At 40.7% G+C, this 23807-nt stretch carries 23 protein-coding genes; 8 read left to right on the top strand and 15 right to left on the bottom strand.

The genetic code is table 11. The features are described from left to right. Window positions 1–69 precede the first annotated feature (69 nt). Window positions 70–723 (bottom strand): GTP cyclohydrolase I FolE, encoded by a 654-nt coding sequence (gene folE, locus AB4167_RS20875; protein ID WP_017061725.1) that lies wholly within the window; start codon window positions 721–723, stop codon window positions 70–72. A 215-nt stretch (window positions 724–938) separates the two neighbouring features. Here folE and moeA point away from each other — a divergent pair, with 215 nt between their 5' ends. Both moeA and moeB read left to right on the top strand, forming a co-directional pair. Beyond that, window positions 939–2174, top strand: coding sequence for a molybdopterin molybdotransferase MoeA (gene moeA, locus AB4167_RS20870; RefSeq protein ID WP_136982823.1), 1236 nt, complete (start codon window positions 939–941; stop codon window positions 2172–2174). Window positions 2175–2186: 12 nt separating this feature from the next. Continuing rightward, complete coding sequence (gene moeB / locus AB4167_RS20865) at window positions 2187–2939, top strand: molybdopterin-synthase adenylyltransferase MoeB (RefSeq protein ID WP_136982824.1); 753 nt, start codon at window positions 2187–2189, stop codon at window positions 2937–2939. A 54-nt stretch (window positions 2940–2993) separates the two neighbouring features. Here moeB and AB4167_RS20860 read toward each other — a convergent pair whose 3' ends face one another. From AB4167_RS20860 to AB4167_RS20845, 4 genes are all read right to left on the bottom strand, one after another. After that, the gene (locus AB4167_RS20860) at window positions 2994–4196 is read right to left on the bottom strand and encodes an EAL domain-containing protein (protein ID WP_372136971.1); all 1203 of its coding nucleotides are present in this window, start codon (window positions 4194–4196) and stop codon (window positions 2994–2996) included. Continuing rightward, complete coding sequence (locus AB4167_RS20855) at window positions 4189–5049, bottom strand: helix-turn-helix transcriptional regulator (protein WP_136978089.1); 861 nt, start codon at window positions 5047–5049, stop codon at window positions 4189–4191. The genes AB4167_RS20860 and AB4167_RS20855 overlap by 8 nt, the downstream gene beginning before the upstream one ends. 265 nt (window positions 5050–5314) lie before the next feature. Then, window positions 5315–7639 carry an ATP-binding protein gene (locus tag AB4167_RS20850; RefSeq protein WP_136978090.1) on the bottom strand — a complete coding sequence of 775 codons (2325 nt, stop codon included), beginning with the start codon at window positions 7637–7639 and terminating at the stop codon, window positions 5315–5317. Window positions 7640–7649: 10 nt separating this feature from the next. Next, complete coding sequence (locus AB4167_RS20845; protein WP_136978091.1) at window positions 7650–7958, bottom strand: Hpt domain-containing protein; 309 nt, start codon at window positions 7956–7958, stop codon at window positions 7650–7652. A gap of 125 nt (window positions 7959–8083) precedes the next feature. Here AB4167_RS20845 and AB4167_RS20840 point away from each other — a divergent pair, with 125 nt between their 5' ends. The 5 genes from AB4167_RS20840 to AB4167_RS20820 all read left to right on the top strand — a co-directional run bounded on the left by AB4167_RS20840 (window position 8084) and on the right by AB4167_RS20820 (window position 10199). Beyond that, the gene (locus AB4167_RS20840; RefSeq protein ID WP_136982828.1) at window positions 8084–8317 is read left to right on the top strand and encodes a TfoX/Sxy family protein; all 234 of its coding nucleotides are present in this window, start codon (window positions 8084–8086) and stop codon (window positions 8315–8317) included. A gap of 24 nt (window positions 8318–8341) precedes the next feature. After that, window positions 8342–8746, top strand: coding sequence for a TfoX/Sxy family protein (locus AB4167_RS20835; RefSeq protein WP_372136970.1), 405 nt, complete (start codon window positions 8342–8344; stop codon window positions 8744–8746). Between the two features lie 322 nt (window positions 8747–9068). Continuing rightward, window positions 9069–9311, top strand: a complete 243-nt coding sequence (locus AB4167_RS20830; protein WP_136978093.1) for a hypothetical protein — start codon at window positions 9069–9071, stop codon at window positions 9309–9311. A gap of 117 nt (window positions 9312–9428) precedes the next feature. Further along, window positions 9429–9722: a helix-turn-helix domain-containing protein gene (locus AB4167_RS20825; protein ID WP_136978094.1), complete on the top strand. Its 294-nt coding sequence runs from the start codon at window positions 9429–9431 to the stop codon at window positions 9720–9722. A gap of 207 nt (window positions 9723–9929) precedes the next feature. Next, complete coding sequence (locus AB4167_RS20820; protein ID WP_136978105.1) at window positions 9930–10199, top strand: reverse transcriptase domain-containing protein; 270 nt, start codon at window positions 9930–9932, stop codon at window positions 10197–10199. Window positions 10200–10462: 263 nt separating this feature from the next. Here AB4167_RS20820 and AB4167_RS20815 read toward each other — a convergent pair whose 3' ends face one another. The 10 genes from AB4167_RS20815 to AB4167_RS20770 all read right to left on the bottom strand — a co-directional run bounded on the left by AB4167_RS20815 (window position 10463) and on the right by AB4167_RS20770 (window position 22370). Then, window positions 10463–10765 (bottom strand): hypothetical protein, encoded by a 303-nt coding sequence (locus AB4167_RS20815; protein ID WP_372136969.1) that lies wholly within the window; start codon window positions 10763–10765, stop codon window positions 10463–10465. 95 nt (window positions 10766–10860) lie between these two features. Further along, a complete protein-coding gene (locus AB4167_RS20810) occupies window positions 10861–13449 on the bottom strand; it encodes an Ig-like domain-containing protein (RefSeq protein ID WP_372136968.1) in 2589 nt (862 codons plus the stop codon). Between the two features lie 199 nt (window positions 13450–13648). Then, window positions 13649–14317 (bottom strand): hypothetical protein, encoded by a 669-nt coding sequence (locus tag AB4167_RS20805; protein WP_136978096.1) that lies wholly within the window; start codon window positions 14315–14317, stop codon window positions 13649–13651. Between the two features lie 421 nt (window positions 14318–14738). Next, window positions 14739–15761, bottom strand: a complete 1023-nt coding sequence (locus AB4167_RS20800; RefSeq protein ID WP_136978097.1) for an OmpA family protein — start codon at window positions 15759–15761, stop codon at window positions 14739–14741. A gap of 195 nt (window positions 15762–15956) precedes the next feature. Then, complete coding sequence (locus tag AB4167_RS20795) at window positions 15957–16754, bottom strand: outer membrane beta-barrel protein (protein ID WP_372136967.1); 798 nt, start codon at window positions 16752–16754, stop codon at window positions 15957–15959. Window position 16755: 1 nt separating this feature from the next. Then, window positions 16756–17787 carry a hypothetical protein gene (locus tag AB4167_RS20790; RefSeq protein ID WP_372136966.1) on the bottom strand — a complete coding sequence of 344 codons (1032 nt, stop codon included), beginning with the start codon at window positions 17785–17787 and terminating at the stop codon, window positions 16756–16758. Continuing rightward, window positions 17787–18509, bottom strand: a complete 723-nt coding sequence (locus tag AB4167_RS20785; protein WP_136978100.1) for a hypothetical protein — start codon at window positions 18507–18509, stop codon at window positions 17787–17789. The genes AB4167_RS20790 and AB4167_RS20785 overlap by 1 nt, the downstream gene beginning before the upstream one ends. A 10-nt stretch (window positions 18510–18519) precedes the next feature. Beyond that, on the bottom strand, window positions 18520–21270 hold the full coding sequence (locus tag AB4167_RS20780; RefSeq protein ID WP_372136965.1) for a TcfC E-set like domain-containing protein: 2751 nt from the start codon (window positions 21268–21270) through the stop codon (window positions 18520–18522). Next, window positions 21270–21785 carry a hypothetical protein gene (locus AB4167_RS20775; RefSeq protein WP_136978102.1) on the bottom strand — a complete coding sequence of 172 codons (516 nt, stop codon included), beginning with the start codon at window positions 21783–21785 and terminating at the stop codon, window positions 21270–21272. Before AB4167_RS20775 ends, AB4167_RS20780 begins: the two co-directional genes overlap by 1 nt. A gap of 69 nt (window positions 21786–21854) precedes the next feature. Beyond that, window positions 21855–22370 carry a hypothetical protein gene (locus AB4167_RS20770; protein WP_136978103.1) on the bottom strand — a complete coding sequence of 172 codons (516 nt, stop codon included), beginning with the start codon at window positions 22368–22370 and terminating at the stop codon, window positions 21855–21857. A 287-nt stretch (window positions 22371–22657) separates the two neighbouring features. On the opposite strand from AB4167_RS20770, the gene AB4167_RS20765 reads away from it, so the two are divergent. Beyond that, window positions 22658–23575, top strand: a complete 918-nt coding sequence (locus AB4167_RS20765; protein WP_136978104.1) for a helix-turn-helix transcriptional regulator — start codon at window positions 22658–22660, stop codon at window positions 23573–23575. Window positions 23576–23807 lie beyond the last annotated feature (232 nt).

The raw sequence follows: 23807 nt of genomic DNA, 5'->3' as shown, positions 1-23807 counted from the left end.
CGTATTTTAGGACGAGACAGAACATCAATTTACAGAGGCTAAATTGAATTCATTTAATAATGCAGTGAATCAACGCAGGCCGTGTAAGAACTCGTGGCGCGTTGCTGGGTTTGATCTGAAGATACCGCCTAGAGCTGTTGTTGTCGTTTCGCTGGTTGCATCCATTACACCGCGAGATTTCACGCAGTAGTGAACCGCATCCATGGTTACAGCAACGTCATCGGTTTCGAGTAGCGTTTGCAATGCAACAAGGATCTGCTGAGTCATACGCTCTTGAACTTGTGGACGCTGAGCAAAGAATCGAACAATACGGTTAATCTTTGAAAGGCCGATGATTTTCCCACGAGGGATATAAGCGACCGCAGTCTTACCATCAATCGTCACTAAGTGGTGCTCACAAGTACTGGTCACGGTAATGTCTTTTACTCGTACCATCTCACGAACGCCCATCTTGTTTTCGATTACCGTAATTTTAGGGAAATTGGCGTAATCCAAACCAGAGAAAATTTCATCCACGTACATTTTAGCAATACGTTGCGGTGTTTCTTCCAGACTATCGTCCGTAAGATCAAGTTCAAGGAGAGTGAGAATCTCACGCATATGGTGTTCGATTCGTTCCTTTTTCTCTTCTCGGCTAACCTGGTTTGGACTCATTGGTGTCTCTAAACCACGGCTTGCTAGCGCATCTTTAACCAACTTCGCTGATTCGCTAAGACCTGACATTGAACTTCCTCTTTTATTACCCCTTCTGGATGGCAAACAAGGATACTCGGAATTTTGAATAAATACACCCATATTTTAAGGGAGGTCATTATTTACGGGGCTTAAACTGTGCTAGAGTGGCTAGAATTTCGTTGGCGAATCAGGTGCTCTGATCATTATTTAACCACCATTGCCAACCACAAAATCAAAACAATAACGATCAAAGGATTTCAATTATGGGCTGTTGCGACGCTCCGGGCTTGATGCCAATTGAAGAAGCACTAGATAAGCTGCTATCGCCAATTCAACCTATTCGAACGACCTTATCACTGCCATTGGCAGAAGCATTGGGTTACGTACTTGCTGAAGATATTCTATCCCCTATTTTCGTACCTCCTTTTGATAACTCAGCAATGGACGGCTATGCACTGCGCTTAGCAGACCTAGAGAACGGTAAAGTGCTGCCTTTAGCGGGCAAGTCCTTTGCAGGTCAACCATTTGAAGGTGAATGGCCTGCAAACACCTGTATTCGCATTATGACTGGCGCAAAGATCCCGGAAGGTTGTGACGCCGTAATCATGCAAGAAAACACGGCTGAAACTGACGCTGGCATTGAGATTCAGCAAGACGACATCAAGCTGAACAATAACATTCGCCCTACCGGTGACGACATCAAGCAAGGCGATATCGTTCTTAGCCGTGGCGAACGTTTAACACCTCGTGACATTCCAATGATTGCTTCGCTCGGTGTGAGTCATGTAACTGTGGCACACAAACCTAAAGTCGCTTTCTTCTCTACTGGCGATGAGCTCAAGCCATTAGGTCAGCCTCTTGAAGATGGTCAGATCTACGACAGCAACCGCTACGGTATCAAACCACTGATTGAAGCGTTTGGTTGCGAAGCAATTGACCTAGGTATTATTCCTGATTGCCCTGCAACGCTTAAAGAAACCTTTGTAAAAGCGCAAGAACTGGCAAACGTAGTTGTCACTTCTGGTGGCGTAAGTGTCGGCGAAGCTGATTACACCAAAGACATTCTTGAAGAGCTTGGCGAAATCGGCTTTTGGAAACTAGCAATCAAACCAGGTAAACCATTCGCATTTGGTGAGCTAGACAACGCTTGGTTCTGTGGCCTACCGGGTAACCCAGTGTCTGCAATGATGACCATGTACGTGTTAGTTCAACCTATGCTGGCTAAACTTGCCGGTCACACTGCGTGGACAGCACCAGAATCGATTCCTGCGATCACTAAATCTGCATTCAAAAAAGGCCCAGGCCGTACTGATTATCAACGTGGTATTTACTCGATTGAAAACGGTAAGTTTGTAGTAGAAACAACAGGTAACCAAAGTTCAGGCGCTTTCCGCTCAATGAGCTTAGCAAACTGTTTTGTGGTCCTAGAGCGTGAACGTGGCCGTGTTGAAGTCGGTGAAACGGTTCAGATTCAACTGTTTAACTCGACGCTTTACTAACGAGGCTTGCTGATGGAAATACTGTCTGACGCAGAGATGCTTCGCTATAACCGCCAGATCATTCTCAAGCAGTTTGATTTTGAGGGTCAAGAAGCGCTGAAACAGAGCTCGATTTTGGTGTTAGGTGCGGGTGGTTTAGGCTGTGCCTCTGCTCAATACCTTGCGACTGCGGGTATTGGTAAGCTAATGCTGATCGACGACGATGTTGTCGAACTTTCAAACTTGCAACGACAAGTGCTTCACACCGATGCTGATATTGGTAAGAAGAAAGTCGTTTCAGCCGCTGAATCATTACAGGTGTTAAACCCACACCTTAGAGTTGAAACGGTCGACCACAGACTTGATGACGAGGTACTAGCAAAGCTCATTGAAGCGCATTCGTTAGTACTTGATGCCAGCGACAACGTTGAAACGCGCAATCAACTTAACCGTTTGTGTTACGCCTCAAAAACGCCACTTGTATCGGGCGCTGCGATTCGCATGGAAGGTCAGATTAGTGTCTTCACTTATCAAGATGCTGACGCACCCTGTTACCAGTGTTTAAGCGCTCTATTTGGCAACGCTGCTCTAAGCTGTGTTGAAGCCGGTGTGATGGCACCTGTTGTTGGCATGGTAGGCGCGGCTCAGGCTTTGGAAGCTATCAAGGTTATTGCCAAGTTTGGACAACCAAAGCAAGGCAAACTTTTGATTCTCGATGCCATGTCTCACAGCTGGCGTGAAATGAATTTAATGAAGATGCCTAATTGTTCGGTGTGTGGTAAGTAATAAAAAGAGCCAAAGCCCATTGAGTTGGCTTTGGCTCGTTACCCTAATACGTTGTTAATGATTAGAAGTATATTCAGAAGCGACGTAATCTAGCTCCTTTTGCTCTGCGAGAATCTCAACCACAATTTCTGGTAGTGATGGAACCCCATGAAGAAAACCTTGCTGGTTAAAGCCGCCTAGAGCTTCCAGAAACACACAGGTGTCTTTGTTTTCAACACCCTCATAGATAATACGCGCGTTTTTAACCGAAACGAGCTTCTTAACTTCATCGATTTTTTGCATGTAATCGATGTTATGGCAAAGTCCCCATGTAATGGTTTTATCTATCTTTATCTCACTAATAGGCAATTTGACAATACGTTCAATATTCGACGCTTCCATCCCAAAGTCATCTATAGAGATCTCAAAACCATTCAGCCTAAGTCGTAAAACATTTGCCAACAATTCTTTTTCAATATTACCAGAAAGACCCTTTTCCGTCAGCTCTACAACGATAGTATGCTCAATACCCTGCTTATAAATATCAAGTAGATTATCGACAACAGATTCGTCAATCAGCAAATTAGGATCGATGTTAATCGAGAACCTCAACGATTTGTCCAATTCACTGAAGTAAAGGTGATAATCCTGAATAAATTTATTTATCACGATATTGGTAAAAACTTTTTGCTTTCCCAGCTCTTCAATTACTGGCAAAAAATAGCTCGGTGGAAGTAAGGTCCCGTTTACATCAGACCATCGTGACAACATTTCAAGCCCCGAAATCACATTTATATCCGAAACAACTTGCGGCTGATAAACCAGGTTTATAGGAAAGTCATCATCAATGATTGTCGCACGATGACCAAAGCCATTCTCGCCTTTAGTTATGGTTTCAACTTCAAGTGTTTTATCAACCAACTCGCTTATCTGGTTAGACCAAATAGGCTTTTCTAATGAAGCGACAACATTTAACTCATAGAGCTTTCCAAGCATGCTCACCGAGCTAACAATGGATTTATCCAAACCTGAAGTAATGATTATTTTAGACTCAATATTTTGTTGCGACATCATACTCAAGAGTTCAAATCCATCCCCATTGGGCATCATAATGTCCATGATAACCAAATCAAATGATGTGTTTTTCATTTTGCTCATTGCGTCGAACGCATTTTCTGCAAACTGTACAGATGTTTTTTTATTAGATGAAGAGACCGCATTTTTAATGACTTCTCTTGATAGCTCAACATCGTCAACAATCAATACTGTGTTATTCATTCTCTTCACCTTTATAGTTTGCAATAATATCCATCCAAGAGCGTTGTGATTTCATTTTCTTTGAATCCAAATTCATGACCTTCATTGTTCTATCGTTACTTCTTACACTTCGATACTCACAGCCCAACGAAAAGAACAGATCAAAAATCCTCCTATTTTTCAACAGTATATAAAGATCCTTGTTTGGATTTAGGCTTTGTAGATACTTGTAGGCCTCTCTGCCCATTGTGTCTGTAAATGACGAATAATGAGTACAGTTAAAAGTAACCACTAAATGTGCTCTATCTTCTTTAGATACTAAGACTGTCTCAAAAAAATCTACTGCAAGTTTATAGTTGGCACTTAATAAGTGCCCAATTAATTGCCCATTAACCGTAACAAGCGTTAGTTCCCCAGAATATTGATTTATTATTTTTTCAATAATTGCCTTTCTACTCAGACCTAAATCTTCTAAATTACTTAGAATAACGTTATCTTCATATTCAAATATGACATCAATTAATTTGGTTAATTTTCCCAGAAGAAAGGAATTATTTGAGTTTATCGTCGTTACTTCTGTTTGGACGTGCATGTTCATGTCAATATAACCGTTGTTATTAAATTTATTCGTTAACCCTGTGAGGACTGACTGTGAGTCGTTTGATTCCCAAACATCAAATATGTTGACTCCAATAAGATCCAGTAACTCGTTTTGACGTTTTAAGTGGGGAGTTGTTACTCCCCTTTCCCAGCGGCTTAGTGTCACAACGTCCAAGTTATTAAAGTTAGAGCTACTTCTTTGAATCGCATCAACAAAATTAGTTTGAGAGAAACCATTGTTAACACGAAACGTACGTATAATATTTCCAAACATAGCTTTACTTTCTTATTTTTTATTGTGGTTTAGCTTATTTTTAATTAAATACGAACAAAAGCTAAGGGCAAACTGTGATTGAATAATTTAGAAATGCCTAACCAGTCACAATCAACACTTATTGGATGAGTGTTATTTTCATAACAGTTTGAGCATTGCCTTGATGGCAATGCTCATCATAACTGTCAAAAAAACAGATGAAAATAACACGTGAAGATCAGAAGATTGCTTACCCTCAGATTATTGGCAGGAGTATTTAACTAAGTTAGCAAGTACCACCTGATAAAGCGCAATGAAGCTTTAGCTTTAAATCGCTCGGGTTAAGCGGTTTGGTTAAATAGCACGAAAAGTATTGGTTCATTCGAGACTCTTCTTGAATGGTGGCCCGTGCCGTAACGGCAATTATAGGCAACGATGGCTTACGCTTTTCTAACTCAGAAGCGAGCTCAATACCATCCATAACCGGCATAGAAATATCCGTAAGTACAACATCAAACTCATGTTCAGAAGCGAGCGCCAAAGCCTCCAAACCATCATTCGCGGTCATGCATTCACAACCCAACGCGTTTAAGTGGAACTCTAGAATTTCTCGGTTGAACTCAACATCATCAACGATCAAGGCTTTTTTACTTGTGTAGTCTAAACGCTCTCTAATATCATATGTCAGCTCTGCAACACCGTTTGAACACTCAAGAACATCCATAATTTCTTGGGCAGGGAGTGAGATAACAAAAGTACTACCGGTGCCGAGCGCACTCTCAACACGCAACGAACCCTTCATTAATTCTACGATGGTTTTAGTTATTGCCAAGCCCAAACCAAAACCAAACTGATGATCTTCTTGATTAACCTGTTCAAAGCCGTTAAACACCGCATCCAATTTATCTTGGGGAATACCGACTCCAGTATCGCTTACTGAGATATTGAATACTTTATCGTCGGATGAAATTTCGATTGTCACTCCCCCCTTATTTGTAAACTTCAATGCGTTCGAAACTATATTACTGATCGCTTGTTTTATACGAAGCTCATCAATCATCAATGTTGTCGAAGAATCGACGTTGCAGATAATATCAAGCGACAATTGTTTAGACTCGCTAAGCGGCAAAAACGTATTTTCAATTTCGCGTATTAAACTCATCACCGACAGACATTTAGGGTTTAATGAATAGCTTGCTGCTTTTACTCTTTCAAAATCCAATAGGTCATTCACAATACCTAAAATAGTATTGCTCGCACTCGAAATGCCATTCAGCTGATGGCTATGGTCATCAAAATATTTGCTGTTAGTTAGCATATGCGTATAACCAATAATCGCATTCAGTGGCGTGCGAACCTCATGGGACACATTTGAAAGCAGCACTGATTTCTGATTATTCGCCTCACTCGCCTCTTGCGCTGCTACCTCGTACTGTTTCGTACGCTCTTCAACTTCATATTCAAGCCCTTCAATTAAATTTTTAATCTGAACCCCAGCCTCAGAATAAGCCTTAGAAAGCTGCTCAATTTCGTCTCCATTACTATGAACCGTATGTATGGCTTTATTAAAATCACGCTGCTTTAAATGTTTAGCTTGTGCAATCAATTTAGTAATAGGCACGAGCATCTTATTCACCGCGATTGAGTTAATAGCCAAAAACAAACCAAGCAAAAGGATATAGGCGAAGAACAGGCTTTTGATCAACGAGTTATCACCAGATAAAACCAGCGCTTCGGTGGTCACATAGCTAGAACGAATCACATGCTCTGGCGTGACCAAAATTAACCTCCAGCCGGTTAGACGGTTCTTAACAAAAGTGACATTGAACACGCCCTTCTCGCCACTTACCACAAAACTACCCAAGTTATATGACATGATATAGCTTTCAACACTCTTCTGAGTTTGTTCATCAAAAACACTTTCAGACATCAATTGGTCAACATTCTGTTGTAGATTCGACGCGATAAGCTTGCCGTTGTCGTCTATTAAGAAATAACGATATTGGAATTCATCGATCATATTTTCAAAAGTCAGTGAACGAGAAAAATCTTCTAAATCGACATCAAATTTGAGTAACGCGTTATCCCAGTGCTCTGGACGAATATAAATGGTAAACCTAACGACGCGCTTTTCTTTAACTTCTTTATCTATATAGAGATTCTTATAGTGGATCATGCGACTAAGATCGACAGAAATATAGCGGCTTTCAATGCCATTTTCGGTGATAGAGACTTCTTGATTACGTTCAGTGTCAATAAAACGGACCTTTTTGATAAAGGGCTTAAGCTTAGTATTGATATAAGCCAACTGTATATTACGAAGTGCCTCGTTTTTCGATTCATTAACAAAATCACGAGCAAAATCAATCGCCACATGACCCACTTCCTCAGTGACCAACTCGACCTCTTTATCAAGGCTTACACTTTGAGCTTTCACAAAGGTAAGTAGAAGCTTTTTGTTATTCCCAGTAATGCTCTCCTTTATCTCTTCAAGTTGGTTTTGTGAAGAAACCTGGACGATTTCGATAGCAGAGTACGTAAGCAATACCACAAATAGAACCAGTATTGCTGCGTTGGTGAAAATGATTTTGTTTTTGAATGACACGTTCATACCCTCCAACTTAAGCGTCACAAAGGCGAATCATGGCGTTAGAGACATCTATCAAAATCTTTTTCCCGGCACTTTCATTGATTACCGCGTCATATTGCTCCAACTTGAGACAAACTCTTGCAATCTCTATAGCCCCGCAAGATAACGCAATGCCTTTCACTTTATGGGCAAGCGCTCGATTGGACTCACTCCCGTTAAGAATATCGTCACTAACCTTGTGCAAACTCCTAATAACAATTTGACGAAAACGAACGCCAATATCCGATTGAAAGTTACAACCCGTCGCCATAAAAAATACTTTTGTGTCAATGCTATACATACCAATTTCTCCCGCCTTCCATGAAAACCCTTAATTTTGAACGTCTGTTACAAAACTGATATGGCAGATCGAGAATTTAAATAACCGGCATGCCCATGGCATTTACTGTTTTTTTAATTTGACTTATGCCATATTCACTACGCGGCTATATTTGGATAATAAAAGAGACTATGTACAATTATCGAATAAAAATAATGGCTCATCTTTTCAGACATACTTTTAGACACTTGGAACAATTAGGTCGAGTGTCTATAAAACAAATATTTGGCGTAACGGCCTTCTATGTAGATAACGTCTTGCTCGTGCTACATAAAAGTGGGGAGCTGTATCTCAGAGGTACATCGGCACAAGAAAGCTAGTTTATTAACAAAAACTATCCCAAGGTGAATGCAATCTCACTAGGAATATGTCAGAATTCGGATTATTACAAGTTACCAGCAAGCCCTTGGAGCAAGTATTCTTTAACCCTATGTGAAACGGAATTCGCACTAGACCAAATAAAAAGATCACGTAGTAGTTATCTTTCTGAGCCAGAAAGGCTCAAAGACTTACCCAACATGCGATTCTCAACCGAGCAACTTCTTGAGAAAGCGGGCATCAACTCCATTGAGAAACTCAAAAATCTGGGCACGATTGGGGCTGTAGAGGCTATCCAACAGCATACCCGCCATAAGCCAACCATCGAATTGGTTTGGTCGTTAGAGGGTGCTATCCAGGGTATACACCGTTCACAACTGCCGACGAAGCTAAAAAATGCATTGCGCACCCAAGCTCAAAGTTATTGTTAGCCTACGAAGCTTAGATTCTTGTTAATTCCAAATGCGGTTAATTTGATGCCGTGGCTATTCCTAACTACGGTTCATTAGGCTAACCCGTTGCCCTTAAATGATTTCCCTCAAGTTTAACGTCCTTAGATTAACCTCCCCTTTCATCGCCCACTCCGTTTTAATTTTCACTGCCAGCCTTTATTTTGGTTTCCTATTATTCCCTCTGCTACAAATTACTTTTCAAGTTTCAATGCAACTGAATTTATAACTATTTATTTTACAACCTGCCCTATAGCTACCAAACTAGGCACATGAATACAGCAATGGCAAAAGGTGCCTAAATATGCGTTCATTACTCTTTATTTCAACAGCAGTATTATCAACACTTATCTCTTTTCACTCGGCGGCCGCAAATGTCACTGTGCGTTGGACAGGGAAAGTACCGACTTCTGACTGCGCTTCAAACCCTATTAGCAATCAAGTCGCGTTCGACTCACTCAGTGAACGCTGCAAGCTAGAGCTCAAACAAAGTGAAGTAACCACGACGACCAAAACAGAGAACAAGATGGTCTCATTTGATCTGTAAGTTAAAATGAAAAGCCATTAGGTAGGCATAACAACCAATTTAATATGCAACCCGACCTTGTCCTCAAGCACAGAAGAGAAATAATACGGGCATGATAATTAAACTGGTTGTTTGTTTATGAAAATTACTTTGCACCATGGGTCGCTAAGGCTCTCTATTGAGGATTGCCCTACAATTAAACCCATTCGACTCACACTCAGTGAATTTTTAGTTCTCGAAGAGTTACTCGCTCATGAAGGGGAACATTTAACAAAATATCACCTGCTCCAAACTGGTTGGCCCAATTCGTACGTTTGTGATAATGCGTTAAATATGGTGATCATGTCTTTGAGAAAGAAGCTTCTTAGGTTAGGTGGATGGATTGAAATTAATACCATTTATAGGGTTGGCTACAGTCTGCATAAAAATTGACGAAATACGTGTTTTCCCGTGAGTTTGCCCCATAATTATCCCTAGTCAATTCGTCACAAACTTGTCTCTGAGTTACTCCGTAGTGCGCAACTTGCAGGTCGTAGCCAACAAAAGGCCACACAGACATTGCAGTTACAACACACTGCCACGAGCTCTATCATGCCATACTTAGCGGCTCGTATGCCTTGAGCCCACCAACACTTCGCCATTACCGAACCTAAACTCAGAGAGGTTTATGCCCCTTCATTCAAAGACCGAATTGCTCAAATGTGGGTGTGTAGTCACTTAATCCCGCTAATGGAAAAGCGTTTTATTGACGACACTTACGCAAACCGTAAAGGGAAAGGAACCTACGCGGCTATAGAAAAAAGCCAAAAATTAATGAGGCAACCAAAGCTCCAATGGGCAATGTCGTTGGACATATACAGCTATTTTAACCAGATAGATGAATCCCTTCTACTCAATAAAATAGAGTAGCTTGTTGCCAATGCCACCATTACCCTACTTAAACAGCGTTGCCTTATTGAAGTAACCAAGGAAATTATTACTCACGATACCGCACGTGAAGCTCTTACTCGAACAGGGGAGCAGTTTCTTTTGCACGCGATCCCTAAACATAAGCGCATTACCTAAGGGTAGGCCTGCCGATAGGTAGCGTCACGAGCCAATAATGGGTAATTATTACCTCAATGACCTAGAGCACTTTATTGAGCACGAGTTAAAGTAAAAGGTAACGTTCGTTATATGGATGACCAATTAGACATATCGGCACAAAAATCAATATTGATGACGCCTTTTTTGTCAGGATACACGCCTATTTTCGCAAGGCTACTTGCGGGTAACCCACCCGATAGAACACATTGTGAACCGATTTTTTTCACCACTTTAGCCGAGACTTTTAAAGCAGGCAAAGAGGGGCGAGTTTCCACCCACTGCTGCCATGCGTAGAGCGCTTGGTCATAAAAGCGAACAAATATGCCTTCATGAATACCGATGATTTTACCTTGTTGCTGACTCAGCTTGAGTTTTGTTTCAATATCCATCTCTATCCTTACTGAGTTTAAAAATAAACCTTTAATTTTTTAAAAAGAAAAAACGGCCCTGCGGGCCGCAAACTCTAAACATTGAACGTGAAACCCTAAGAACCTGAAACGCACGAGGCGTAGAGCTGAGCGGTTGCGCTGGTGCTGTTGACGCTGCCATTGTAGAGGTACACGGTGTAGTCGAGGGTGGAACCAAGAGGCGTCGACGACCTGTAGTAGAGGTTGGCCGCCCAACCCTTCGCAGTAAACATATTTGAATGGGTGCTATAAAGACTCACCAACTCATCTTTCGTTGCTAAACGCCAATTACTCTTACCTAGGAGGTTAATGTTGTTATATTGAGTACAAAGTTGGACGGCCTTAGAGGGATCGAAACGAGCAAACACACCGTTAGTAGGGCCGCGGTCACCAGACTCCTTGTAAGTACCACTATACTCAGCGTAGTCTATAGCCTGTAAAAAGCTGACACTTGGGTTTCCGGTATACAGCTTTCCGCCGTTTTCCGCCACTTTGATGCAGTCACCCGCGGCGTTTGCTTTATCATCATCGCCGACTTGCCCCCCACAAAGGTAGGCATTAAAGGTCACTTGACTGGTTGAATCAGAAGTCATGCCATCTGTGGTGGTGTAAGACGAGTTCACGCTAAACGTCATGTTGACGTTCGGCGTTTGATACTGCGGATCCCATGTTACGCGGACTTTTTGCTCACCTTTCGAATCTGTGTTTTCCGTCTCTTTTACCAAAAGGGGTTTGACAATCTCGGACGTGTCAGGGTGCTCGCCGCTACTTACCTCTGACGTAACCGAATAACCTTCTACCGGGTTGTCATAGGCATCTTTCAGGGTTGCCGTTACCTGGTTACCTTCAACTGAGGTGTAGGAAGCGTTGTTGATCGTCGCTTCTGATGTCACACCTGCGGTCTTTTCATCGCCAATGAATTTTACTTCATGAGTTTGAGTCACACCGCCGACATCAAAAGTTACAGTCACCGTCTCAGCTTTCGTGCTGCTTAATGTAAACTCAGCGATACCTTGGCTGTCGGTTGTTTGCGTCTCAGGATAAAGTGTTGCGTAATCACCAGAGACCGATGCACTGATTTGCGTATCTGGCCTAACTTCATCGCCCAGTTTCAGCTCCACAGATACCGTACCAACATCGGTACCATTCGCCACCACCTCTGTACTTGAGTCAGGTTGCACCTGAATCAGGCCTTGCTTGAAACATGTCGCATAGTAATAGCCTGTCGGACTAAGGGCTCCCGTCTGAACGCTGCCACTGTCAGACAAGTCTACCCACTTAGCCTCTTCAGCCACATCGTCATAAGCAAGGTACGTGTAGTCCGCAGGCCAATTGTGCAGAGTTTGCACATTGATGTTTGTTCCCATCTGCGAAAGTTCCTCTACCGTTGGCAGCGAAGCACCGCTTTGCTGACAATACTCTACCGCTGTTGGGTAACGCACCCCTGCCATGTCGATTGCCGGCGAGTACGCTGTATCACTGAGTTTGGCATCGTAAGCTAGGCCTTGATTTGCTGCGTCAACCGCAGTAAGGGGCGCAGTAAACACATCCGCTAAATAAGGAATGTCTCCCCATTTACCTGACTGATTTGGGTCTACAACCTCTACACGAATCAAACCCATATCATAAACGCCATTATGATCACTGACGGCAAAACTTATGTAGTGATAGCCCGGCTTTGATGCTTGAAAGACGATCTTTTTGTTCCCGGTGTTCTGCGGATCTTTAGAGGCTGCTTCGGCGTTGAATGTATTAACGTAAACTAATTGATAATCATCACCATCATCAGATGTTACAAATTCACTGATGTCGATTTCTATTTCCGTAGAGACGTTAACAGCATCGGGATATTCAATAGGATCATTAATCGTAAAGCCTTGGTTCGCCTCATAGCCTACTGCGATATCCAAAACACCCATTAATACTAAGCCGTTCCCTGAATCTTCGAAGGTATAGAGCACACGGTCAATGCCGGTAAAACCTTGCGGCGGTGTATATTCCAAGACCTGATCATCTGTATCATTTATTTTAACTGAACTAGAACGAGCGTACGGCAGTGTAAGCTCCGTTAATACAAACTCGTCACCTAACGTAAAGCCAACTTTATCCAGTTCGCTTTTCAGTGAAACGCTCACATCTTCGTTAATCAGTGTTGTTGCGCTCACTGGAACCAATTCGGTTGAGCTAGGATCGCTACTTACCGCAATGCGTGCGATCGCAGAGTTCGAATCTTCTCCACTACTATTATTGCTCATTGCCATTGGCGCTTCAGCTACACGTCCCATTGGCGACAATGTTCTAGGGGTCACATGATACCGATAATCACACACCTTGGTATCAGAGGCCTGAATTACAAACCCAGTTTCTGTGATACTTTCTACTTGGCAGCTATTATCGTTAGACAAGACCTCGACTTCACTCAGCGCAAAACCGCCGCCAGTAGATGAAAAGACCTTTGATGATAGGTCAACTTCAAATAATTCTGAATAACCAGTTGAGTAAGTGGCATTTTGAGCTGAAACTGTTGCTAATTGAGTTTCAGAAGACTGCCCGGTACTACTTTCGCCGCCATCGCCGCCACCGCCACACCCAACAAGACCAAGTGTTACTGCAAAAGCTAAGCTCGGACCTATACCGCACCTCAAGTTTTTATTTAAGTCGTTCATAGTTTTTCTCACTAATTTCTTCATACATTTTTAAATTTCATATTACCCTTTGCCAACAAAAATACATTGGGCATATGTGATTTTTTTATAAATCAAAGTGCCATGTCTGTTATTTTTAAATTTATCAAAGACCAACCATCCTAAATTAAAATTAATCAGTTAAATAGACACTAATAATTTACAATACAATCACCCACTCTTAGTTAATTAACTTCATTCCATTAGAGTAACTCTTATCATAAGACGTGACAGTCACATTAAGCTGCTCTCTTTGAACACCACTCAATAGAGGAAACGTTTTATCTCTGCCTGACATAACAGTGAATTTTTGCTTACATTGCACTTTATTATCGATATTACATGAATTAACATCGACATAAATTAACGTATTACTCTTATTATCGATGCGCAAATTGTCACCTTGATTGTAAATATTATAATCAAAACTTGGCATTGTCGTTGGGATAATATAAACTGGTGAAAAACCATAGTTTATCTCGACACCGTGAATGTTCTCTCCCTCTTCTTTATAACGACTAGGAGTAAATGGCAGCATAAACATCAAATCTTTGCTGTTATCGCAAGACATGTTGTGACATAAACTACGAATACCCACGTCTTTCTCTTCACCAGGTTTTAAAACTAACCTTGGATGCGTAAGAGATATTTTCCAATCATTCAGGTTATTTCTTGTATAACGATGGCGAACGATCTTGTCACCATCAACCACTTGAATTTCTTCTACTTTTCCATCAACAAAAATCGAGCGAGGCTCGTCATTAATAAGTGTCACGACACCATTGCCCTTTTGATCCGCGACGACTATCATTTTATCGACATTAAAAGCATTGGCTGCGGTAGAAGTCATTGCCGCACTAATTACGAATACTGTGAATAGATTAGATTTAATTATCATGTTTCTCTCTACTAAAAATGATATATTTATTGATGTTACTCGTCTATTTTACTGAGTGCGTATATAGCACCAAGCGCGAAAAGAATGAGTACATACATGTTTAAAATATTTGATCCGATCATTACTCCGCTCTCTTATATTTGACCTTCATGTATATAACTGAGGTATTAATTGGCATATTTACGAGCCCAACCGATAAAAGGTGAGTAGCTCGATTGATGAGGAGTATCGCGCGTTCAGGTTTGAAGGTATTGGGCATTTCTGAATTTCTAAGATGCGGGATGCGGGATTGATGTGGTTGATAAAATGTAAGACAAAGAAAACAGTACAAAGGGCACGATTGTGCCCTTTGTACTTGTGTCACCATAATCATCTAGTTATAAGCAAACCCAATATTTACGCGACGGTTTTTGGCACGTCCAGCATTAGTATTGTTATCTGCTATTGGGTTGGTCTCGCCATCAGAAAAAACATTCATTCGATCACGGCTAATCTGTGCGTTTTCAAGATATTGAGCAACACTACTTGCACGCTTTCCTGCTAGCTGCTTATTCAAAGTTTCCGAACCTTCATTGTCAGAATGGCCAACGATAATCACTTGCAACTCTTGCCTCTGTTTCATCAATTGAATGATTTTATCTACCTTAAAGGCCTGTACTTTTGATAAGTCAGAACTCGACACGGCAAACGAATCGATGTCAACGCTAGTAGGTAGCACTAAAGGTACTTTATTTGTATTTTCGACCTCTTCTTTTAGTTTGCTTTCAACAACGTTAGGTTCGATTAGTTGACTAGGTCGCTGACTCTCAATAACTTCATTCGATGTTTCCTTACCTAATCCAAATCGATATTTTAACCCTAACAATGCGCTGTGGTTATTAAACAACCCAATCGAAGGTGAGTTATCACCTACCTCATGAACGTATTGGTAGCTAGTATTCACCTGCCAATGTCTTGAAATATTGTATGCTAAACCTAATTCACCCATTGGCGAAACGCCTGAGTCACTCTGCTTTCTGCCCGACTGATTGCTTTTATTGTCTAAATTCCAATATGCAGCACCGATTTTACCAAACGCAGACCATTGTTCTAAAAACACCCAATCATAACGAACACCAGACTGGATGATACTTGTCTCAATGTCTGAGGCATTGTTGTTAGCATCAAAGGTGTCCCAATGTTGGTAACCGAGGTCAACGCTCCAGTTCTTGTTCCATTGATAGCCACCATAGATACCGAGAAGCCAACTGTCTTTCATCTCATCAACATCTTTAACTTCATCTGCAAAGTTATAGCCGGATTGTAGCCCGACAAATACATCGCTTTGGTTTGACTGAGCGTATGCGGTTGCTGATGATATTAATGCTGTACAAACAAGTAAATAGTTTAATTTCATTATTCCATTTTCTAAGTTAATTAATTGAAAGGTAAATTCTAGACAACCTTAAAGTAAACTAAATAGCATTCCTAAAATCGATTTTTAACAGGTGATATTTAGAGATAGTCAAAGTTTTATAGCTACGAAAAAAAACACTGCCCAAAATGGCAGTGTTTCTGTTTCAAGGAAGGAAATTTAATATAAACAGCCAATTTACTCTAAACAGACAATTTTGGGATAAACTATTTTCTCACCAGGGTAAATAAGATTCAAATTACGATTATTAAAATTTATATTTTTTTCAACCAATTCATCCAATGAAATATCAAATGTATTTGCTATTTTTAGTAAATGGTCGCCAGAAGCTACTCGGTATTCAATTAAACGCTGCTGACACGATGGGGCTTTCTTAATTGGGACAATAGCCGCCAATTGGGTTTCCGCCGTTGTTACTTGGGTCGGATCTTCAATAGGCTGTTCGACATTGGGCCTTGGATTAATATCTGAAAGGCCCTCTTCCGCTTCATTGCTTGAAAAACGATAAACCAATAGTGCATTAAATGCGTATAGATCGTCTTGTTGTCGAACTAAATCAAAGATGCCTTGATAACCAAGGTCGGCATACCAATTTTGACTCAGTTGATATTTAAGACCAAGTGATGCCGTTAAATTGGTATCATCACTAGAAAGCGCCCCTCCGACTCCTGCATATAATGAAGCAAAATCACTGACAGGTAACAGTAAATCTGTCTCAATCATCACCGCTCGGAGGCTATCTATTTCAGGGTCAGAAAAGGCAGAAAAATCAGCATAGCCTAGCTCAAATAGTACGTTTTCATTAATGTTATATCCGACCGAGGCCTTATAACCAAGAGCTTCAGTCTGACCCATGTTGTCATCAAATGCAGAAAACGTCATACCACCACTCATCTGGATAGGTAATTCTTTCGCTGACGTACTAATGGATAAGAACACAGCGATAATCGATGTCATTAGGTTTATTTTTTTCATATTAAATACCAGGCTCCAACATGATCGTAACTTCATCAAAATAATCACCGGAAACAGCTGAGCTGCCCTCGATATCGTAATCAAAGTCCAACGTGAAGCTGATACTTGTTTGCACTCCAGCACCTTCTGAAATAGCCGTGGTTTGATTCCTTAATTCCCCTTCATTGACTAAGTTACTAGGGTCACACTGAACGCAATTTATGCTATAAGGAATAACCACACCATGGCTATTTGAATTAACCAGTTTGTATGACTGTTGGGGCATGGTTAAAACAATTCCGTCATTAAAATAACCGTTCGCTGTAATATCGAATGATGTTGTCGATGTTATTCTTTTCCCAATTGTGTCGTAGACTGGCGTCATGACACCATCTCCAGTTACAAGCACGCTATCGAGTTGCACAGGCTGATAATCAAATGAAAACAACATCACTTCATTGATGTTGCGATAAGTCATTATGCCGTCATTTTCGTAGTAGTAACGAATATTTACCGGAACTGAGGCGGAATATAGCCCCTCTGGTAGCCCACTGAATGCAGATACTATTTCACTTTCGTTAATATCGAAAATAGGTCTCAGGAAAATAAATGGGCTCGATTTTTGTTTATTAATCAATCGAACAGAAGAAACACAGTTCGCACCTTCAACAGTAACAATTGGTAATGACACTTCATCAAATGAGCAACCACCACCCACCGTATTCGCTGACTGAGCAAATTCAATTCCAGTGGTATTGTATTGAACGCCCGATATATCGATCGATATTGATGGTGAGGTATTCCCACTTCCCCCGATTAAAGTCATCGAAGTTGGGGGGGTACCCGAAAACGTCGCGGCGGCCCAAGCCTCTGAAGCCTGCAGCATAGGAGGAGTTTCCCACGTACTTGGCAGCATTTTACCGTTGTAACGTGTCACATTGTCCCAACGAACACCACCAGCCTTAACTTCCGCGCGAATTTCAAACGCAGCTTGAGCCATATTTGTCGTCATTAATGCAATAAGCGCTGCAATATATAGGATACGTCCAGGCATTAGATTTTTCCTCTCGTCACCGTTTCTTTCTTTGAATAGCTTTTGTCGTGAGATGTCACGGTGATGGTCAACTCGTTATTTTGCATACTTTCAATTAGAGGGAACGTCTTGTTTCTTCCCGATACAACAGTAAACTTTTGTTTGCATTGGGCTGTATTTACAGCGCTACATGCATCAACAAAAAAGTTGAGCATAGTATTACTTTTATTTTCGACTCTCAGGCTGTCACCGTTATTGGTCAATTCGTAAGCATAATTCGGCTGTGTTGTGGGAATAATATAAACGGGTGCGAATCCGTAATTAATTTCCACACCACTCACTACTTCATCAGGCCTGTATTGACTTGGAGAAAAAGACAACATAAACATCAAATCTTGCGAATTATCGCATGCAGCGTTGTGGCATAAACTACGTATGCCAACGTCTTTCTCTTCTCCGGGTTTCAAAACCAACTTCTGGTGCGTTAATGACACCTTCCAATCGTTTAAGTTGTCTCTTGTGTACTGTTTTTTTTCTACCTGCTCTCCGTCAACAATATTTATCTCATCAACCTTCGCTTGGACAAATATTGGTTGAGACTCGTCGTTGGTTAACGTAACGATACCGTTCCCTTTATCATCAGAGACAATAACCATTTTATCTACCGTAAAAGCTTGTACACTTATAGATAACAATATGGCGGTGAGTGATACTAAATTTAATAATACTTTATTTGATTTCATTTCGCTCTCCTTAATTAGCTTGTGCGACAGGGTATGTAATGGCGTTGGTGCGATAAAGTCGCTTTGCCAGCAGTTTTAACTGATCGATATCTCTTTTATGAAGCGCTATTGTTTCCGCCATGTTTATAGATTCATGAGCTATATAGATTGCCTTAAACGAACCGACTTCTTTCTGAATAACTCGATAACCGTGTGACTCGAGCTTTTTAAGCGCTTTATTCAGTTGAGTCGAGCTTTCGTATGCACCTAAATACATCGCTTGTAGCCGTTCATCTGCATCAATCAAGTCTATCTGTTTGTCTTGAGCTATTGGCAAACAATAGTTTTGACCAAAGTTCATCTGATTTGTTGAAGTAAACTCATAAGGCAATAAGCACTGGCTTTCTTTCGCTGACAATTCAAAGTTCATGCTTTCCAATACAGTTACTCGATAAACACCATCGGCCATTTCATTAACTTCGATACAACCTTCTCCATGACACTCTACTTCTGTAATCGGTTGTTCTGAGATGTCATTAAAAGCACTGACGAACGAAACTATTCGACTGACTCTTGGCTCTATAGAAGCAACCGTTCCTGGGTGTGTAAACACGGTTACGTTGCTATCACCAGAGTTATAAAGGTCAACGCTCTCTGAATCAAAATTCGCGCGATATTGACTATAAGATTCCAAAGGCACAATGGTTTCATCGCTATATACGATGAACTTACTGTTGTTTTTCCCTTCTTTTTTAAGAGAGAAGTAACCCTTCTCATCAAGCGCCTGCTCTGTGTTCTGCGACTGATGAATATCGACAAGCGTATAAGATGTTGCTGCTTTATCGGTAATATAAACACCGTCAGTTGTCACTATTTGTGTACTAGACAAACCTGCATTGATACCATTCATGCCATTAGTTGACGTATGGGCGGAGGCGTTCATTCGAGCGTATTTAGTCGTGCCGCTTGTCGCCAACAGTACATCTTGATACATATCATCTTGTTGTCGATTGTAGGTGTTGCTCACCTCAAGCGACGTATTAAATGAGTCTGAGTCAATTAACTGATTTCGTCTTACGGTTGTTTTAAATTGATTAATGTCATCACTATCACTCGTCAGTCCCACGATGGTTTCTACGGTGTCTGACAACGGAACACTCCATAACAAATTAATTGATGTGTCGTCCGTTGCCTCAGAGTAATCGACGTTAATATTAACTCGAGAATCTAAAACTGTGGGCGTGCTGTAACCAACGGAAATAAACTGTTGTTCCTGTTCATCCGAGTTACCTAAATTGTCTAGCTGCTTGTCGTTATTAAGCGAGTAAACCGCATACACAGATTGTCCATCACGGAAGCTGTACGAAGAATTCAACGATAGACGTGAATAATCAGCATATCCGTACATATAAGAAGCAACTGGATCTCCAAGCTCATTATCTAAAGATTCGTAAGAGAGACTTAAATAAGGGATACCAATATTAGCGTTCAAGTGAGATGCATCTTCGAATTGGCTGTAAACGGCTTCGGTACTCAAATCCCAATCAATCAGATTATATGCACCACCAACGGTGTACATGGTGCCACTATCCGTTACCAATCCGCCCAAGCCTATTTGTAGCGAACGGGAGAGTTGGTAGTTAGCTAATACCTTGCCAAAAGCATCATCTTCAATGTTTTGAATGCCATGTTCCATGTAGTCGTAATGGCTTCCTGAAAACATACCGGCACTAGCAACGAAATCCACTTCCCCTTGAGTCAGAGAGTCACTTTTGGTGTTATATACTTGATAAGTCTGGGTATTGATAACTTGTCCACCACTTGTCACTTCCAGTACGACTTCGTAGCGACCTGATGGTAACTTGCTGTAAGGAATTGAGTTTTGCCCTTCTGGTACGTTATCTTGAAAAATTAATCGACCATCGCGGGATACTTGTACTCCACCACTTGTTGGTGCATAAAAGCTTAAAACTTTATCGTTATTATGCCCACCTACGAGTAACTTTTTAGAGGTACCTACCGTAATCGAGTTTTGAGCAACACGAGCAGTGTCATTCAAGAAGTCGGTAGAGTTAACCTCTGGCTCAAATTCAAAATGGCCGGCTTTTATTGAATAAGAATCGATATCTAAATGATACGCCGCTTCATACAATTCAGAACCGTTATCACTGTTGTTGGCATTGAAATCAGTTTTGAGGTACCCGTAAGGCAGCCCCAGTGTCGTTTTATTATTTAAAGAAACGATCGAGTCTTGATCTTGATATTCACTCACGTACAGATCAAATGAATTAATTAACCCATTGTGCTGGCTCAGAGACGAGTGGTATGCCTGTTCTTCGTCGAGATTAGAGTATGACAGTATCTGTGGAGATACAAAAACATAGACTTCTTGATCGTTATAGTTATGAACAATTTCAAATGTTTCTGGGTACAACTTACATTTATCGAGCTTACCTAAACACTCAGACTGATCTTGTATGCCAACCATTAATTGTTCTATGATTTTCTGCTGGTACTCAGCCGACACTGCATTATCATTTAAATAGTCAGATACCTCTGCGATCGCTTTTTTATTATTCGAGTCTAATTTTAACGTGTTAAACGACGTTAAAAATGGGATCGGTGAAGTAAGGGAACCATCTAAGTTACGCATACGAACCATTGATTCTTTCAATTCAAACAGTTCTTCAAAACCTTCTGGAATATTTTGGCTATAACTTGAATAAGAATACAAAGGCATTAGCATTAAAATTGCCATTGTTGTGAGTTTGAACCTGAACATTATACATCTACCTCAATATTGAACTCTATCTCACCATTACATCTCTCCGGTTGGCCTGTTGTGGTGATATCTTTAAATGACTTAAAATTTAATACAATGTCATGCTCACTGTACTTATTATCGCCATCATTTAAATTGAAATTTAAAAAAGAGACGGATTCTCCCTCCGATATGCTTTGTCCATCAATCGTTAATTGAACGAAATCATCCTGAACATTGCTCACTCCAGAGTAGTCAGTACAAGTTGACGTATTTTTCGTCAACGTTGAAACATAAGGAATATCCGAAGATTCAAATGGAATATCTGTTTCAATTCTTAATGTGGTATTAACGTCATCAAATTTTGTTTTATCTTGGTTTGATGCTAACTCCAAAACTGCAGGAATAAATTCAACAGAAGTAATTGAGTTTGTATATAGATTGCCTACGTCTAGCCTCGTGGTAATGTTAAGCACTTTAAAAGCGGCATCGGCATTCATACTTATGAAAGCCAATAGTATTAAGACTATTTTCATATTGACCACCGTTAAAAAAACAAAAGCTCGTAATTATTACGAGCCTTAAAATCGGGAATTGTCTACAAATTAAACAACGTCAGCCATAACCGTTAGCGACGCTTGTACAGTAGTATCAGCAACGTTGGCTGAATCTAGTTCAGCAGTTTGCTTTAGTGAAACTGAGATAGACTGTTTATTATCGACAGAGTCTCCTTTCGCTACTTTACTACCATCCACGTAGGCTTCAAGAATTTGACCTGGTTGTACTGCGTTGTCGTAGGTAGCGTTCATACTATGAACTGTCCAGTTAGCTGAAGCTAGCGCACCAATTACAGGTTCAGCTCCTGATGTAGCCGTATTTTTATGAGCTTCTAGAACAACATTTGATGTCTGAAATGTACCATCAGCTTCTGCGACAATCTCACCTGTTAGTTCGAGTGTGCTAGAATCTTCACCAGTGATGATTAACGAATCTGATGCAATAGAACCTGGAACTAGACCAGTCCAAACAACTGTAGCACTTGCAGAGTCTGCTGCGTTAGCGTTTGCCGCCATACCCATTAGAAGAACTGATGCTAGTGCGCTTTTTTTGAAATTTGACATTTTTACTTTCCTTTAAGTTTATATATTTCATTAATGATTAAACCCGTTATTGACGTTCCTCGCTAACCGGATGAAATGAATTATGCGGAACCACTGATGGAAAATATTGGGCATTAACAAATTTATATATACAAGAGTGCCAACTCGATTCAACGCTCACATGCGAGTTTGTTTTATCCTATCTAGTTGACACAGGCCTCAATCATTTAATCCAACTCCCCTAGAGCGCTTGAACTATGAAATGAACTAAACAATACTAGAATTAAAAATAATCACAGGACAAAAGAATGAGACTCACATTTTCCCAGTTTTTAGAATACGTAAGAGCAGATAAAAAATTGACACAACAGGAAATGGTCGACTTACTTAGTAGCTCTGACGCGGATTTTTCTAAGCTTGACCTCACAACCTTCAGTCGCTGGGAGAGAGGAGTAACATCACCCAAATTATCTAAGCAATTACTCATAGCGAGATTGATGGATGAAGACGTCTTAAAACTCATTGATCCAGACGTTGAAGGCAAAATAAAGAATAAACGTCATTTTGAGAAAATGACCAACCGTATCCTTCAGCCATACTCAACAGCTCCTGAAACGTTTTCTCATTACTATCACGGCTCATTAGCTAAACAACATAGTTTGTGTGAGCAGTTGGTTGGATTTCACCAAAACTATATGGGTATATGTGTCGACGCTGGGGATATACAACAAAGTAAAATGGGTTTGAATACATTTAGTGACTCTTCAAGTATGTTAGTAGGACATTTACTTTACGGTTTTGTGCCGATCGAGCAGCAAGCTTCATCACTTAATCCAAACCAACTATCAGCCTGCCCCTTTGTAGATATAGAAAAAAGCATGGAACAACCTGTAGATCTGTATGTAATCTCTACGTTCGGTACTTTGCCTACCCCTAGAATGGTTAGTATTATGTTTATGTTAGATATATTGTGCCAAAATACTCGCATCAAAAATCTAGTATTAAATTGTCATGATCAAGAAGCCTATGCGCTGTTCGAAGCGGGTACAGACTATGAACTTGTATCAAAAGGTAACGAAATCCCTTTCGGAGGCGTTAAAGTTTTTGGGAAAAATTACCAATATGCGCAAATTAGAATCAAATCTGAAAGTATTCTCGCATCGAAATTAATATCAAGTATGCTTCCATTTATTCAGGATCACATGCACAATTTATTAGGAGATTAGATACCCCGATGCATTCACGGAGCATTTACAGCGACAGCTCCATGCAGAGTTGACCGAATCCTTGTCGCCCTATTGTCTTATATAATTGGCCATGACTTATTCACTACAGGCAAAGTAACCTCACGACAAAACAATGTTCTCTTTCCAGTAAACCTTACTTATCGAATCGAACGTTTTTCGCATGTGGTGCGAAGATTGGCTTTTAGTTTTACCTGGCGTTGTTAATGATATG

It is taken from the genome of Vibrio sp. 10N.286.49.E11, from assembly GCF_041469505.1.
Taxonomy (GTDB): Bacteria; Pseudomonadota; Gammaproteobacteria; order Enterobacterales; family Vibrionaceae; genus Vibrio; species Vibrio crassostreae_C.
The sequence above is the reverse complement of the archived record's forward strand: the minus strand, read 5'-3'. Positions and strand labels throughout refer to the sequence as shown.

What these genes read in the sequence shown, in the direction of transcription:
- folE (WP_017061725.1), bottom strand. Translation starts at nt 723, where the DNA reads ATGTCAGGTCTTAGCGAATCAGCGAAGTTGGTTAAAGATGCGCTAGCA.
- moeA (WP_136982823.1), top strand. Translation starts at nt 939, where the DNA reads ATGGGCTGTTGCGACGCTCCGGGCTTGATGCCAATTGAAGAAGCACTA.
- moeB (WP_136982824.1), top strand. Translation starts at nt 2,187, where the DNA reads ATGGAAATACTGTCTGACGCAGAGATGCTTCGCTATAACCGCCAGATC.
- AB4167_RS20860 (WP_372136971.1), bottom strand. Translation starts at nt 4,196, where the DNA reads ATGAATAACACAGTATTGATTGTTGACGATGTTGAGCTATCAAGAGAA.
- AB4167_RS20855 (WP_136978089.1), bottom strand. Translation starts at nt 5,049, where the DNA reads ATGTTTGGAAATATTATACGTACGTTTCGTGTTAACAATGGTTTCTCT.
- AB4167_RS20850 (WP_136978090.1), bottom strand. Translation starts at nt 7,639, where the DNA reads ATGAACGTGTCATTCAAAAACAAAATCATTTTCACCAACGCAGCAATA.
- AB4167_RS20845 (WP_136978091.1), bottom strand. Translation starts at nt 7,958, where the DNA reads ATGTATAGCATTGACACAAAAGTATTTTTTATGGCGACGGGTTGTAAC.
- AB4167_RS20840 (WP_136982828.1), top strand. Translation starts at nt 8,084, where the DNA reads ATGCCATATTCACTACGCGGCTATATTTGGATAATAAAAGAGACTATG.
- AB4167_RS20830 (WP_136978093.1), top strand. Translation starts at nt 9,069, where the DNA reads ATGCGTTCATTACTCTTTATTTCAACAGCAGTATTATCAACACTTATC.
- AB4167_RS20825 (WP_136978094.1), top strand. Translation starts at nt 9,429, where the DNA reads ATGAAAATTACTTTGCACCATGGGTCGCTAAGGCTCTCTATTGAGGAT.
- AB4167_RS20815 (WP_372136969.1), bottom strand. Translation starts at nt 10,765, where the DNA reads ATGGATATTGAAACAAAACTCAAGCTGAGTCAGCAACAAGGTAAAATC.
- AB4167_RS20810 (WP_372136968.1), bottom strand. Translation starts at nt 13,449, where the DNA reads ATGAACGACTTAAATAAAAACTTGAGGTGCGGTATAGGTCCGAGCTTA.
- AB4167_RS20805 (WP_136978096.1), bottom strand. Translation starts at nt 14,317, where the DNA reads ATGACTTCTACCGCAGCCAATGCTTTTAATGTCGATAAAATGATAGTC.
- AB4167_RS20800 (WP_136978097.1), bottom strand. Translation starts at nt 15,761, where the DNA reads ATGAAATTAAACTATTTACTTGTTTGTACAGCATTAATATCATCAGCA.
- AB4167_RS20795 (WP_372136967.1), bottom strand. Translation starts at nt 16,754, where the DNA reads ATGAAAAAAATAAACCTAATGACATCGATTATCGCTGTGTTCTTATCC.
- AB4167_RS20790 (WP_372136966.1), bottom strand. Translation starts at nt 17,787, where the DNA reads ATGCCTGGACGTATCCTATATATTGCAGCGCTTATTGCATTAATGACG.
- AB4167_RS20785 (WP_136978100.1), bottom strand. Translation starts at nt 18,509, where the DNA reads ATGAAATCAAATAAAGTATTATTAAATTTAGTATCACTCACCGCCATA.
- AB4167_RS20780 (WP_372136965.1), bottom strand. Translation starts at nt 21,270, where the DNA reads ATGTTCAGGTTCAAACTCACAACAATGGCAATTTTAATGCTAATGCCT.
- AB4167_RS20775 (WP_136978102.1), bottom strand. Translation starts at nt 21,785, where the DNA reads ATGAAAATAGTCTTAATACTATTGGCTTTCATAAGTATGAATGCCGAT.
- AB4167_RS20770 (WP_136978103.1), bottom strand. Translation starts at nt 22,370, where the DNA reads ATGTCAAATTTCAAAAAAAGCGCACTAGCATCAGTTCTTCTAATGGGT.
- AB4167_RS20765 (WP_136978104.1), top strand. Translation starts at nt 22,658, where the DNA reads ATGAGACTCACATTTTCCCAGTTTTTAGAATACGTAAGAGCAGATAAA.